The 14,421-nt window shown below is 37.4% G+C and carries 11 protein-coding genes, 1 tRNA gene and 2 pseudogenes; 9 read left to right on the top strand and 5 right to left on the bottom strand.

The genetic code is table 11. The annotated features are described in order from the left end of the window. Nucleotides 1–37: 37 nt before the first annotated feature. The 3 genes and pseudogenes from FFM59_RS01285 to FFM59_RS01295 form a co-directional block, all read right to left on the bottom strand. Nucleotides 38–832, bottom strand: a pseudogene (locus tag FFM59_RS01285) (PTS transporter subunit IIC). A 34-nt stretch (nt 833–866) separates the two neighbouring features. Continuing rightward, nucleotides 867–1,673 (bottom strand): gluconate 5-dehydrogenase, encoded by an 807-nt coding sequence (locus tag FFM59_RS01290; RefSeq protein ID WP_170175897.1) that lies wholly within the window; start codon nt 1,671–1,673, stop codon nt 867–869. A gap of 272 nt (nt 1,674–1,945) precedes the next feature. Continuing rightward, nucleotides 1,946–2,863 (bottom strand): sugar kinase, encoded by a 918-nt coding sequence (locus tag FFM59_RS01295; protein WP_225420264.1) that lies wholly within the window; start codon nt 2,861–2,863, stop codon nt 1,946–1,948. Nucleotides 2,864–3,083: 220 nt separating this feature from the next. Here FFM59_RS01295 and FFM59_RS01300 point away from each other — a divergent pair, with 220 nt between their 5' ends. Genes FFM59_RS01300 through FFM59_RS01315 form a run of 4 tightly spaced genes read left to right on the top strand, consistent with a single transcriptional unit; the run spans nt 3,084 to nt 8,213 of the window. After that, the gene (locus FFM59_RS01300) at nt 3,084–5,108 is read left to right on the top strand and encodes a DHH family phosphoesterase (RefSeq protein WP_137601301.1); all 2,025 of its coding nucleotides are present in this window, start codon (nt 3,084–3,086) and stop codon (nt 5,106–5,108) included. 5 nt (nt 5,109–5,113) lie between these two features. Next, nucleotides 5,114–5,566 (top strand): 50S ribosomal protein L9, encoded by a 453-nt coding sequence (gene rplI / locus FFM59_RS01305; protein WP_137601259.1) that lies wholly within the window; start codon nt 5,114–5,116, stop codon nt 5,564–5,566. 19 nt (nt 5,567–5,585) lie between these two features. Beyond that, nucleotides 5,586–6,971 carry a replicative DNA helicase gene (dnaB, locus tag FFM59_RS01310; protein WP_137601260.1) on the top strand — a complete coding sequence of 462 codons (1,386 nt, stop codon included), beginning with the start codon at nt 5,586–5,588 and terminating at the stop codon, nt 6,969–6,971. A 60-nt stretch (nt 6,972–7,031) separates the two neighbouring features. Continuing rightward, nucleotides 7,032–8,213 carry an MFS transporter gene (locus FFM59_RS01315; RefSeq protein WP_137601261.1) on the top strand — a complete coding sequence of 394 codons (1,182 nt, stop codon included), beginning with the start codon at nt 7,032–7,034 and terminating at the stop codon, nt 8,211–8,213. Between the two features lie 43 nt (nt 8,214–8,256). Here FFM59_RS01315 and FFM59_RS01320 read toward each other — a convergent pair. Next, a pseudogene (locus tag FFM59_RS01320) lies at nt 8,257–8,718 on the bottom strand (DUF8821 family protein). Between the two features lie 144 nt (nt 8,719–8,862). Here FFM59_RS01320 and gloA2 point away from each other — a divergent pair. Beyond that, complete coding sequence (gene gloA2, locus FFM59_RS01325; protein WP_137601262.1) at nt 8,863–9,243, top strand: SMU1112c/YaeR family gloxylase I-like metalloprotein; 381 nt, start codon at nt 8,863–8,865, stop codon at nt 9,241–9,243. 87 nt (nt 9,244–9,330) lie between these two features. Here gloA2 and FFM59_RS01330 read toward each other — a convergent pair. Beyond that, a tRNA-Lys gene (locus tag FFM59_RS01330) sits at nt 9,331–9,403 on the bottom strand. Nucleotides 9,404–9,684: 281 nt separating this feature from the next. Here FFM59_RS01330 and yycF point away from each other — a divergent pair. The 4 genes from yycF to FFM59_RS01350 are packed head-to-tail and all read left to right on the top strand — an operon-like array spanning nt 9,685 to nt 14,411. Further along, entirely contained in the window at nt 9,685–10,386 is a 702-nt protein-coding gene (gene yycF, locus FFM59_RS01335; RefSeq protein ID WP_137601263.1) for a response regulator YycF, read from the top strand. A 14-nt stretch (nt 10,387–10,400) separates the two neighbouring features. Beyond that, nucleotides 10,401–12,266 (top strand): cell wall metabolism sensor histidine kinase WalK, encoded by a 1,866-nt coding sequence (gene walK / locus FFM59_RS01340; protein WP_137601264.1) that lies wholly within the window; start codon nt 10,401–10,403, stop codon nt 12,264–12,266. Further along, nucleotides 12,247–13,557 (top strand): YycH family regulatory protein, encoded by a 1,311-nt coding sequence (locus tag FFM59_RS01345; RefSeq protein ID WP_170175894.1) that lies wholly within the window; start codon nt 12,247–12,249, stop codon nt 13,555–13,557. Before walK ends, FFM59_RS01345 begins: the two co-directional genes overlap by 20 nt. 17 nt (nt 13,558–13,574) lie before the next feature. After that, entirely contained in the window at nt 13,575–14,411 is an 837-nt protein-coding gene (locus FFM59_RS01350) for a two-component system regulatory protein YycI (protein ID WP_137601266.1), read from the top strand. Nucleotides 14,412–14,421: the final 10 nt, after the last annotated feature.

The following is a 14,421-nucleotide window of genomic DNA, read 5'->3' on the forward strand; positions in this document are numbered from 1 at the left end:
CACTGGGTTTGATCACTGATCTTGACGAACTTTTCAGCTAGATTCTGTAATTTTCGATTGCGTTTGAGTCGAATAATATAATACTCAACTGGAGAGTCTTAGCCACGTTATAATAAGCCGATACACCCAGTAATATACCGATAATAACTCCAAGTAAAATTGGATCGCCTAAGATACCAAATCGTTTTTGAAGTTTTTCAGCGTCAACATCAATTTTGTTAACGCCAGGGATTCTTTCCATAATCCAATTAACTACAATTGCAAAAGGAATGAAGCCGACACAGAATGCTTGAGGAATAGAAATTCCTTTTAAGTCATCACCATAAAATTTTTCAACCATTTTTTGTGAACGGTCAGCACCACATAGAGTGATGATGTAAACGATGATTGCTGCAAATGCACCCTATAGGAAGCTGTGAGTTGCAATTGATACAATTGAGCCGATGAAAGCAAAGTGCCAATAGTTCCACAAATCGATATTCAGTGTTTTTGTTGTCTTAGTTAGTAACATTAAAATATTAACACCGAGTCCCAATGGGATAATAATTGCTCCAACTTAAGTACCGAAAGCAACAGTCGAAGCTGCTGGCCATCCGATACCTAAAGTGTGTAAATGTAATTTGTAAATTTTAACCATCGAATTAACGGCAGGCCCTAAGTTGGTAGTTAAAAGTTGTGTCACGACACTTAGTCCGACAAACCCAACCCCAACTGAAAGTCCTGATTTTAATGATTTTCCAACACCTAATCCAAGTAAAAGACCAAAGATAAGGAATATGATGGGCATCATTACGCTCGCTCCGAGCGACATAATATAAGATATTGCACTCATGATAATCTCCTCCAAAGTAATGATTTAGTTTTTTCTATGGTTGTTTTCCGATATAAGCTAAGATACCGCCATCAACATATAAAATATGTCCGTTAACAAAATCTGAAGCCGGTGATGCTAAGAATACTGCAGGTCCTTGGAGATCACTTGGTTCGCCCCAACGTGCAGCTGGTGTTTTGGCAATAATAAATTGATCAAATGGATGACGTGAACCATCAGCTTGCTTTTCAAGTAATGGTGCTGTTTGTGGTGTTGCAATGTAGCCGGGCCCGATACTGTTACATTGGATGTTCGCTTCACCATATTCTGAACAAATGTTACGGGTAAGTATTTTAAGACCACCCTTAGCAGCAGCGTATGCACTAACAGTTTCACGACCTAATTCACTCATCATTGAGCAAATATTAATAATTTTTCCGTGACCTTTTTTAATCATTGAAGGAATAATTGCTTTTGAAACGATAAAAGGACCTGTTAAATCAATATCAATGACCTTACGCCATTCTTCTGCGCTCATTTCTACCATTGGGGTACGTTTGATAATTCCGGTATTGTTAACCAAAATATCAACTGAGCCAACTTCTTTTTCAATTTTTGCGACAACTTCTGTCATAGCTGATTCACTTGTTACATCAGCAACATAACCGTGTGCTTCAATACCAGCTTCTTTGTATGAAGCCATACCTTTGTCTACAAGTTCTTGGTTAATATCGTTGAAAACGATTTTTGCACCATATTTTGCGTATGCACTGGCGATTGCAAAACCAATACCATAACTAGCACCTGTAACGAAAGCAACTTGTCCGTCTAAGCGGAATGAGTTTTCTGTAAAATCTGACAGTATATAATCTCCTTAGATATTTTTTTGATTTCCAATAAAGAAATGATAGTTCTTATTAAGATATCTCAACAAGAGTATATAATGTCATTAATTATTTTTCAAGTCTTAAATTAAAAAAATCACAAATTATTTTAAAAACAGAAATCGTTTCCATTTCTGTTAAATTAAGATTATTAAAATTGACATAGAACAATAAACCTACAAAAGTGATTGAATGAGCAAATTAATGCAAAAAAATAGCACATTTTTATGTGCTATTTTTACATCAGAAACTATTTGTTATAAAAGTCCGATAGCTCGCTAGGTGTGGGGTACCCATCGTTATCACCGGGGTTCATAACTGCAAGAGCACCAACGGCACAACCTCTGCTGACAGCGTCGGAAATCGATTGGCCTTCAAGTAATCCGGTAATCATACCTACTGCGAAACCGTCGCCTGCGCCCACGGTATCAATAACTTGATCAACTTTGAATCCAGCAACTGTCTCACTGCTTCCGTCTTTATGTTTAATAAATGCGCCTTTGGACCCTAGTTTGACCACAACAGTTTCTGTGATTTTACTTTGATTTAAGTAAAAATCAGCAATTTCATTAGGATCTCTTGAGCCCATTAATATTTCACCTTCATTAATTCCTGGCAAGACAAGATTTGCGTTCATTGCTATTTTATTTGTAGTTTTGACCATTTCTTCTTGTGATGGCCACAAAGCCGGACGTAAGTTAGGATCGAAGGTCGTAAAAATATTGTGTTGAATTAATAATTGATTGAGACGATTTAAGGAATCTAAATCATTTTGCGAGAGTGCAGCAAAAATACCAGACAGATGAGCAATCTTCAAATCACTAAAATCAATTTTTGATAAAATTTCATGATTAAAGTTAGCTGCTGCTGAGTTTTTTCTAAAGTAATAGGTACTTGGGTCACCCTTAGTTACACGTTGTTTCAGATAAAAGCCGGTCCAATGGTCTTTGTCTAAGTCGATTAAAGATGAATCGATTCCACTTTCGTGGACTTCGTTAATAATAAATTGTCCGAGCGGGTCATCACCTACAGCGGATAGATATTGTGATTGATGACCTAATCGTTGAACACCGATAGCGACGTTTAATTCAGCTCCAGCAACAAACTTTTTGAAATTTGTTGCGTCAACCAAAGATAAGTCTGGGTTTTCAGAAGCAAAAACGGCCATTGGTTCGCCAATAGTTAAGAATTCTTACATAGTGAAAGCACTCCTTTATATTTCTTTATAAGACATAATGTTTCCTTTAAAAATAGTATAATTCACTTGTTCAGTTATTATCAAGACATTTTTATTTTTGGCTATAATTTTTATACGGTACAACTTGTGATAAAATGTAAGTACTTTACAATGCGTGCAAATGGCGAATAAAAGTATGATGGGAGCTACAATGAAAGACTTCTTTGATCGAGAAAATTTATCAATCTTTATTAAAAATACTAATGTGCGTTCCCTGGCAATATTTTTGGTCGTGGTTTCAGGGTTAGGCGTTATTTTTGCGTTCATGACTAGTTGGATTTATGGTCTAATTATGCTGGTCTTAATTGTAATTGGACTGTATTTTTCAATTGAGTTATTACAGCGAATGGCGACGGATACACATGAATATTTAAAAGATTTAGCATACCGAATTAAAAATGGTGAGCAGCAAGCATTATTAGAGATGCCAATTGGTATCTTGGTGTTTGATGAAACTAATAAAGTCGAATGGATTAATCCTTACTTAGCTAAGTTTGTTGGTGACGAGGATTTAATTGGGTTTCAACTTGAAGATGTAGAACCTGAACTGTATGCAGAATTGCAAACTCATCAAAATGATGAAGGGTTCCAAACAATTAATTGGCAAGATAAACAATTTAGTTTACTGGTTCAGCCTGATTTTAATATTGCCTATCTAATGGATATTACTCGCTATGCGGACATAGAAGAACAATATGAAGATGAAAAACTTATTTTAGGAAACATCTACTTAGATAATTACGCTGAAATCAGCCAGGGAATGAGCGATTCCGATATATCGAATTTACGGAATTATATTACTTCGGAGTTAAATGAGTGGGCTGAAAAGTATGGACTATTTATTAAAACAATCGATGACGATTATTATTTGATTTTAGGGCATCAAAGCTCATTAAATTTAGTTGAACAAAACAAATTTTCAATTTTAGATGTTATTCGAGAGAACACGACGAAACAAAACTCACCAGTTACCTTAAGTGTTGGGGTGGCTTATGGTGATAATGATTTAAATAATTTATCTAAATTAGCTCAAAGTAACTTGGATTTGGCACTTGGTCGAGGCGGAGATCAAGTTGTGGTTAAGGCAGATGGGATGCAAGCCCATTTCTATGGTGGAAAAACGAATCCGATGGAGAAACGTACTCGTGTGCGTGCTAGAATGATTAGTCAAACATTACAAGATTTGATGACTGAATCTGATCAAATTTTTGTTCAGGGACATCGAATACCCGATATGGATTCAATTGGGGCTTGTTTAGGAATTCGACGGATTGCTAAAATGAACAATCAAGAATGCTGGATTGTCTTAGAAGATGATCACATTCATTCTGATGTGGCTAAGTTACTTGAAAAAATTGATGAAGATGGATATCAAGATATACGAGATCATATCATCACTGCAAGTCAGGCATTGGACCAAGCAACGGATAACAGTTTATTAATTATGGTCGATCATTCTAAACCAAAAATTTCAATGTCTGAAGCGTTATTTGAACGTTTGAAGAGTCGTGTTATGATTATTGATCACCATCGTCGTGGTGAAGAATTTCCTGAAAATCCAATCTTAGTATATATCGAACCATATGCTTCTTCGACGTGTGAATTGATTACAGAAATGATTGAATACCAACCACGGGATGCTGAAGGTATTAATAAGCTGGAAGCCACTGCAATGTTAACAGGGATCCAAGTCGATACTAAGTCATTCACTTTAAGAGCTGGGACACGGACATTTGATGCTGCTAGTTATTTACGGTCAGCTGGTGCAGATGGCTTGCTAATTCAGGAATTGATGAAAGAAAACGTTGATAGTTATATGCAACGGAATTATTTAATTTCCCGGGTAACTTTATTAAATAAAACCATGGCTTTAAGTGCAGGTGAAGATGATGTTGTTTATGATTCAGTCACAACTGCACAAGCAGCTGATTCGTTATTAAATATGACTGGAATTGATGCGTCGTTTGTAATTACATTGCGAGACGACGGAGCAGTTGGTGTATCCGCACGGTCAGTTGGTGACTTCAATGTGCAAGTCATTATGGAAGAAATGGGCGGTGGTGGACATTTATCAAATGCTGCTACCCAAATTAAAGATCAATCAGTTTCACAAGTTAAAGATAAGTTAATTGCTATTTTGACAAGAACTGAAGATGAAGAAAAAGATGAGGAGTGATTAGCATGAAAGTTATTTTTTTAGAAGATGTTAAAGGTCGAGGTAAACGTGGAGAAGTTAAAGACGTTCCTGATGGATATGCACAAAACTTTTTAATTAAAAAAGGTAAAGCTAAGCAAGCTAACAAGGCAGCGATTAGTGCGTTAGAAGGTCAAAAACATGCTGAAGATAAAAAGCATGCGGAAATGATTGCCGATGCTGAGAAGGTTAAGGCGCAACTGGAAGATGATAAGACGGTGGTTGAACTGAAGGCAAAGGCTGGAACTGATGGCCGTTTATTTGGATCAATTCCAAGCAAACAAATTGCGCAGGGCTTGGAAGAGCAGTATGGTATTAAATTGGATAAACGTAAAATGGAAATGAATGATGCTATTAGGACGATGGGATATACGAATGTTCCAGTTAAATTATTTGCTAATATCGTTGCCACCATTCGAGTGCATGTTTCCGAGAAATAAGAGTTAGGGATAGTAAACCATGAATAATGATGTTCTAATCGATCAAACACAACCACAAAATATTGAAGCTGAAAAAGCAGTACTTGGTGCTGTTTTTTTGAGCAACGATGCGTTAGTCGAGTCAATGGAGTATTTAACTGCAGATGACTTTTTTAAGCGTGCCCATCAAATAATTTTCGAAAAAATGGTCGATTTGAATGATCGGGATAAACCGATTGATGTCCTGACTATTCGTGAGGAATTAGAAAAAGCCAACCAAGTTGATGATATTGGCGGTGTCAGTTATATTGTTGAATTGGCTGAAACCGTGCCAACCGCAGCAAATGTTGTCTATTATGCGAAAATCGTTCAAGAAAAATCAGTTCTTCGTAAGCTGATCAAAACTGCGACCACAATTGTGACTCGTAGTTATGTGGGTGAAGAAGAAGTCTCTGATTTACTTGATGAGGCTGAACGTTCAATTATGAACGTTTCGGAAGCCACTAATAAAGAAGGATTCAAGAACATTCGGGATGTTTTGAGTGATAACCTGAAGGAACTTAATCGATTGGCGACCGATGATTCTGAAGTAACCGGGTTATCGACCGGTTTTACAGAATTGGATAAAATGACAACCGGGTTACATGACGATGAATTAATTATTTTAGCTGCTCGTCCGGCTGTTGGGAAAACTGCCTTTGCACTTAATATTGCTCAAAATGTTGGAACGCAAAATGATACTCCAGTTGCTATTTTTAGTTTGGAAATGAGTGCCCAATCCTTAGTCAGTCGAATGCTGTGTGCTGAAGGTAGTATAGATGCTAACCATTTTAGAACCGGTAACTTGACGCCGCAAGAATGGGATAATTTAATGGTTGCCATGGGTAGTCTATCTAAAACGAAGATCTTCCTTGACGATACCGCAGGAATTAAAGTAGCTGAGATTCGGGCGAAATGTCGTCGTTTGGCTAAAGAACAAGGCGGAATCGGACTGATTGTCATTGATTATTTACAACTAATTGAAGGTACTAATCATGAAAATCGGCAACAAGAAGTTTCTGATATTTCACGTCAATTAAAGAAGCTCGCTAAAGAATTACATGTACCAGTTATTGCGCTATCTCAATTGTCTCGTGGCGTTGAACAGCGTCAAGATAAGCGGCCGGTGCTGTCTGATATTCGTGAATCTGGTTCAATTGAACAAGATGCAGATATTGTTGGATTCTTATATCGAGAAGATTATTACGAACGCGATAATGATGCAGAGGATAGTAATCAAGATCCACGTGATAATGATGAAAATGTCGGTGAAGTAGAAGTTATTATTGAAAAGAACCGTAGTGGTGCACGAGGGACTGTTAGACTGTTGTTCGTAAAGTCGTATAATAAGTTCTCTTCGATTGCATATATGCCAGATGGACATTAAAATAAACCCTAATTCGAGTAGTTTGCGAATTAGGGTTTAACTTTGCGGCTTAAAAGGAGTATGGCCTTGAAAAATGAAATACGCTTGCGTTGGTTAGTTTTGGGCTCGTTTATTAGTAGTTTGGGCACGAGTTTCATTTGGCCACTAACCACGATTTACTTGCATAATCAATTACACCAATCACTGACTACTATTGGTGTTGTGTTATTAATGTATTCAGGAATGAATGTGGTCGGAAGTTATCTAGGCGGGATGTTGTTTGATGCTGCGGATCCACGAAAATTAATTATTGGCGGCTTGATTATTGATATCCTTGCGATGGCAAGTTTAATAGTTTGGAATAGTTGGCCAATTTACCCCATTTTGCTTGCCGTAGTTGGTTTCTTTAACGGATGGCTGACGACTTTAATTAACTCTCTAGGAACGCTCATTCGAAGCGTTGATGGACGCTATGTGTTTAATATGATCTATTTTGCTAGTAACTTGGGAATTGTTTTGGGAACTTCGGTGGTTGGGTTTATTTATCGTGGCAATGTGGCACCACTTTTTGCACTGACCGCGACATTATATTTAGCCTATTTGTTTGTTGCTTTCAAACATTTTCGAGTGGTTCGTTTGGCGAAAGGATTCAGACAGCAAAAAAGTACTGAAACTGTGACTATACCTAAACCAAATTTGACGATTATGTGGACATTTTTCATCTCACTCGCGATTGTTTGGATTATGTATGAGCAATGGGTCAGCAATATGTCGGTCTATGTGACTGATACCGGAGTATCGATGGCTAAATATAGTTTACTTTGGACTATGAATGCCGGGTTAATTGCTATTATTCAGGTTGTCATGAGTAAAATGACTCGTTTCCTGAAAAATCCTTATTATCAAATCTATGTAGGGATACTGTTCTGTGCGGGATCGTTCTTTGTTTTAATTTTTGCGCATTCATATTCAGCTTTTGTTGTGGCAATGATTATCCTAACTGTAGGAGAGGCAACCGCTTTTCCAACCGTGCCGGCAGTGGTCAATATGTTATCACCTCAATCAGTTAAGGGTAAGTATCAAGGCTTAACGAATGCATTTTCCTCGGTTGGTAAGGCATTAGGTCCTTTATTTGGTGGTTTAATTATTGAAGGGGCTTCTTATAAAATCTTGTTTATCGTCTGTGCGTCATCAATTGTGGCCGTTGATATTATCATCATGACCGTAGTTGGTTGGAAGAAAAAGCACTTAACAATCTATTAATAATGTTTCATGTGAAACAAAAAAACAGCCGGTCGGCTGTTTTTTAGTATTCACCTTTAATGACGAAGAATGACCCGCGGATGGTACCGGCTAATTTAGACTTTTGTCGAGCAAATTTAAATTTACCCTCAAACTCTTTAGGAATTTCCATACCATCGGTTAATTTAAATCCGACTGCCCGTTTAGAACCTGGTTCCAGACCGTATAAAACATTGACTTCGAGCCCGTTTTCGTAAAATACAAATGATCATTTTGTACCCTCTACTTCGAGTTCACTGACTTCTAGTGGCTTATAAGGGGAAACCATATCTCGTTCTTTTAAGATAGTCTCAATCTACTTCAATATTTCAGGGGCCTCTGCGGCTGGTGTGGTGATAAATTCATGTTTATATTTATTCCAGAAGTAACGTGCTTCGTTAGCGCGAAGACCTGCAAAGGCTTCTGCTACTGGAGATGATTCCAAACCAATGGTGCTAACTTCTTTAAAATCTAATTTATATGTCATGTCAAGGACTCCTAGTAAGTAAAATTTGTATACTGTATTACTCAGATTAAAACGTGCTAGAATAGCATTAAATTGGCCCGTAGTATTTTAAAAGGACCAAGTTTAGCGATATTATACCATAGACTAAATTGATGGGAGTAACACATGAAACTTAATCAACTTGATCACATTTTAATAATTGTGAGTGACTTAGTACGAGCAAAGGAATTTTATGTTTCTAAGTTAGGCTTTACGATTAAACGTGAAGTAGAACGTGTGAATAAACGAGACATAATGTTAGATTTAGAAAATGGTCAAGTGCAGTTAGAAATTTTTGTCAAAGCGAATGCACTAACTCGCTTGAATTATCCAGAAGCTCGAGGATTACGTCATTTGGCGTTCCGCGTTGAGCAAATCGAACAAGTCGTTGATGAGTTGAAGCAAAAAGGCATAGATTGCGAACCAATACGTCGCGATGATTTTACAGGAGAAAAAATGACGTTTTTATTTGATCCAGATGGTTTACCACTGGAGTTGCATGAATAAAGTAAATTAAGCGAAAAACAGGCACAAAAAAAGCTTGCAACCACGGCAACCAACACGCATCGTGATAACAAGCTAATATAGGTTTAATGGGCAGCCAGGGGATCGAACCCTGGACCCACGGATTAAGAGTCCGTTGCTCTGCCAGCTGAGCTAGCTGCCCATAAGTAATAATTTTTTCAACTCAAATATAGTATCATGGATTTCATAGTATCGTCAATACTATTTTGTAATAAAAGTTAATAAAACGCATTTAATTGGCCTTTTTCCATAAAAATCCAAAGATATTGGTGAAATATGACGAAAATAATGAGCAAAAAATATGAAATTTTACAATTGTGGTATAATAATTCACAAGGCGTCAGTTCAGAAAAGTGAACTATCTGACTGTCCAATATGAAGAGAAAATAAAAAAATTACATACCTCCGGAGGGGTTAGCCAATATGAAGAAAGTTTTAGTTGTTGATGACGAAAAACCAATTTCAGATATAATTAAATTTAACCTAGAAAAAGAAGGCTACGATGTTGTCGTAGCTTATGATGGTGAGGAAGCACTACAAAAAGTTGAAGATGAAGATCCTGATTTGATTGTTTTGGATTTGATGCTTCCTAAAATTGATGGCCTAGAAGTGGCCAAACAAGTCCGTGCCAAGAAGACGACACCAATTATTATGGTGACCGCTAAAGATTCAGAATTAGATAAAGTCCTTGGCCTTGAATTAGGTGCCGATGATTATGTGACCAAACCATTTTCAAATCGTGAGTTAGTCGCACGTGTGAAGGCTAATTTGCGTCGTCAAGAATCCGTTGAATCGGCTGTGCCTGACGAAAATGCTGATATTGAAGTGGGTGATTTAACAATTCATCCCGATGCTTATACTGTCAGCAAACGAGGAGAAAGTATTGATTTAACTCATCGTGAGTTTGAATTGCTCCATTACTTAGCGCAACACATCGGACAAGTAATGACCCGTGAGCATCTACTACAGACTGTGTGGGGATATGACTACTTTGGTGACGTGCGAACGGTTGATGTAACGGTTCGTCGCTTACGTGAAAAGGTAGAAGATAATGCGAGTCATCCAACATGGCTCATTACGCGTCGTGGGGTCGGTTATTATTTAAACAACCCTGAAAATGATTAGGAGTAACTGAATAATTGAACAGTAAGATTAAATTCTTTCAATCGATTCATTTTAAAATCGCTTTGGTATTCGCTCTGGTTTTGTTAATCACGATCGAAATTATCGGGGCGGTTTTTGTGCGTCAATTGGAGCGACAAAACTTAAACACATTTAAACAACAAATAGAGTTACCGGCCTATATTGAAAATTCTATTTCTGAGCAACTCTCAAATACAGATACAAAAGCTGCCAATAAAAAAATCAAAGCAATTTTGTCTGATGTCAATAACGCCAATATCACTGAAATCCGTGTAATTGATAGTAAAGGAATTATTCGCGGGACCAGTAGCGTCAATAATCAATCAATTGTTGGCCAAAAGACCACGAATGAAGATATCAAAAAAACAATCTCGAATAATCGGTCCTATGACCAAAACGTGTATGACGACAAAACCAATACACGATATTATGTTTCATCCTTACCGTTATTAAATAGTTCCACCAATAGTAGTGTGGCTGGTGCGCTGTACATGAGGGCTAATTTGGAAAGTGTTTACGCCAGCATTAATAAAATCACCCTTTTAAGTTTATCGGCAGCGTTAGTGGCGATTGCGTTAGGGTTATTTGTCGCAATTGTTATTTCCCGGGCAATATCAGTACCAATTGATGAAATGAAGAAACAATCGATCCGAATTGCTCGTGGAGATTTTTCTGGTCACGTTAAAGTCTATGGTAATGACGAGTTGGGACAATTAGCTGGAGCAGTTAATAACTTATCCGTTCGTGTTGAAGAAGCTCAAGATTCTACTGAAGCAGACCGTCGTCGATTAGATGGAGTGTTGCGCCATATGTCTGATGGTGTGCTAGCGACCGATCGTCGTGGAAATGTGACGATTATTAATGAAACGGCGACTGATCTGCTTAGTTCCTCGTCAGAAACTACCGTCGGGACTTCAATTTTAGATGTGTTGCATATTCGAAAAGATTATACCATTCGTGAATTACTGGAAAGTGAAGAAGAAATTATCATTGATCTTTCTACTGAAGCTAACGAATTGATTTTGCATGCTTATTTTTCATTAATTCAACGCGAATCTGGATTTATCAGTGGCTTGGTCTGTGTGCTCCATGATGTCACCGAACAACAACGAGAAGAACAAGAACGTCGTCAATTCGTTTCCAACGTTTCTCATGAATTGAGAACACCTTTGACTAGTGTACGTAGCTACGTCGAAGCACTTAGTGATGGTGCCTGGAAAGACCCAGAACTAGCACCTAACTTTTTAGCCGTGGTCCAGGATGAAACTGAACGCATGATTCGGATGATTAATGACCTACTGAGCTTGTCTCGGATGGATGCCGGAACATCTAAGTTAAATTTTGAATACATCAATTTAAATGAGTTAATTAATTATATTTTGAACCGATTTGATATGATTTTGAATAATCCTGATGATTCACAACCAAGTAAGACGTATAAAATTGAACGGATTATCACCGATAAAGATCTTTGGGTCGATATCGATACTGATAAATTCACCCAAGTTGTTGATAATCTGATGAACAATGCGATTAAATATTCTCCTGACGGGGGCACGATTACCGTCCGCTTGTTAGAGACACATAATCATGTGATTTTGACGGTTTCTGACCAAGGATTAGGAATTCCACGTAAAGATATTGCCCATGTCTTTGATCGCTTCTTCCGAGTGGATAAAGCGCGCTCACGTAAGCAAGGTGGGACTGGTTTAGGCTTGGCAATTTCTAAGGAAGTCATTAACTTACTGGGTGGTCAAATTTGGGTCGATAGTGTGGAAGGTAGAGGATCGAACTTCTATATTTCACTACCTTATGTACCTTATGAAGGGGATGAATGGGACGATGATTCGGAAAATTCGTAGTAATTGGTTACCAATCTTATTAACCATTGCGATTGTTGTGAGTTTACTGTTGTCTTGGGCAACGTGGACTAATCCGTCGCGAGACAATAGTACCGATACTGACGAGTCATCGTCGACCACCGATAAAGTCACTAATCGAGCCATTAGCGATGTCTTTTTGCCAACCCAAATTATTAAAAATAATACTGATGGTACCCAAAATTTAATGTATCCCAAAAAACGTAACTTAGTGGTTTCAGCACAGCAAATTTTACAAAAATGGAAGTTTGGTCGTGTTGAAAAGTTATCGACGGGTAGTCATAGTAAATATTTAAGTTATTTACAGCGAAAAGATTCATTGGTCATGAGTTACAACGATGCGGTGACAACCAGTGTCTTGAATAAAGTTTACGATCAATCCATTAATACTAAAAAAATCAGTAAAGTACAACGAATTGTGGTGCCAAGACATAATCCAAAATACATTTATTTGTTAAATGACGATGGCTTTAAAGTTTATCGCGCGAAGATTAGTAAATTTAGCAGCATAAAACTACTTCGTCAAATTACTGGTGAATCGGCGAAACGTTATCCAATTAAAACACGACTGTTAAACAAGACGATTATTATTGATTATACAAAGCCAATCAAAGTACCGACATATAGCTATTTGTTGAGTAAGCAAACAGGGAACAGCTTCATGTCAACGTTGATGAATGCAGATCAAAATGAATTAGTTTCGATGCATACCGAGGACAATGTCACCACTTACACTGATGGAACTGATAAACGGATGAGTGTGGATAATAGTACGAGCATGGTAACTTATGAAAATTTTGCTTCGAAGGATCGAAGCTATTCCGATTCAGAATTACTGACTGACAGTTTTAAAAAGTTGACTACCATTGGAGTACCACTGGATAATACTCGGTTTGAGAGTGTGGATAACAGTAAAAATGTGGTCACTTATCGTGATTATGTCGGTGGGATTCCAATTTATAACTCAAACAACTATGGAACTATGACAGTTTCATATTCAAGTAACAACGTGCAACGATATACATTTTCTTTATTTAGTTTACAAGTGCCAGTACCAAATAAGCTTGACAGTAAAGAGTTACCATCAACCGATGAAGTCATTAGTAGTCTTGAAGCTAAAGGCATCAAGGAAAAAGATATCAAAGGAATTCGTCTTGAATATGAGTGGAAGGCGAGTGAGTCGTCTGATATGGTGATTGACCTCGAGGCAAATTACTATGTTAATTACAATAATCAATGGGTTAAATACACCGATGTCACTAATAGTGACTAGAAAGGAGGGAACTGAAGATGAACTTTAGAAGAATTCAGTGGATTTTTCTGGTGGCATTTATTGCCTTAGATGTATTTTTGGGTTATTCGTTTATTTCCAATAATGATTTCACCATCAGTGTTGCTCAGACAACTCGGGAGCAAACAATTGTTAATGAAATGAAAGCAGATGGCATTGACACTGGTAAACTTTCAACAAATCGGCAATCTGGTTATTATATTTCCACGACTGGTAGTGGGATTTTACAAGATAAACTAGGTAATTTGAAGGGTCAAACACCAAGTTATAACAACGGTGTTTTGACGAGTAACTTCGATCAACCAGTTAAGATTAACGTTAAACATCCAGAAAAGACGCTTAACAAAATTGTAGCTGATAAAAACAAAGTTCTGTTCGGCTCCCAATATGTATATGATGCTGAGTTATCCTCAGATTATGACAACGACGTAATCTATGTCCAAAAAGGCCCATCATTGAATGTTTCAGGAACGGAAGGCCAGATTAGGTTCCGAGTGAATTCAGAAAATCAAATTATTAGTTATAGTCAGTCATATTTGAACAATATCAAAACTTTACGTGAAAAGGCTAAATTAGTCAGCGAGCGTAAAGCCGTGTTATATTTGTACCAACATGATAAAATTTATAATAATTCAAAGATTAAATGGACTAAGCTAGGCTATACCCGTCTGTTAGCATTAGATGATGATAATGCAGTTTACATTCCAACCTGGATGGTGGCCATTCAATCTAAAAATAGTGATAGTATAGAAATTAAACGAGTTAATGCCTTTACTGGGACATTAAGTAAGACCGATGCAGATACGCTTGATGAAGCCGCATCGGAATCGAACTAAGGAGATTTTT

The organism is Paucilactobacillus nenjiangensis, assembly GCF_005405445.1.
GTDB classification, from domain to species: domain Bacteria; phylum Bacillota; class Bacilli; order Lactobacillales; family Lactobacillaceae; genus Paucilactobacillus; species Paucilactobacillus nenjiangensis.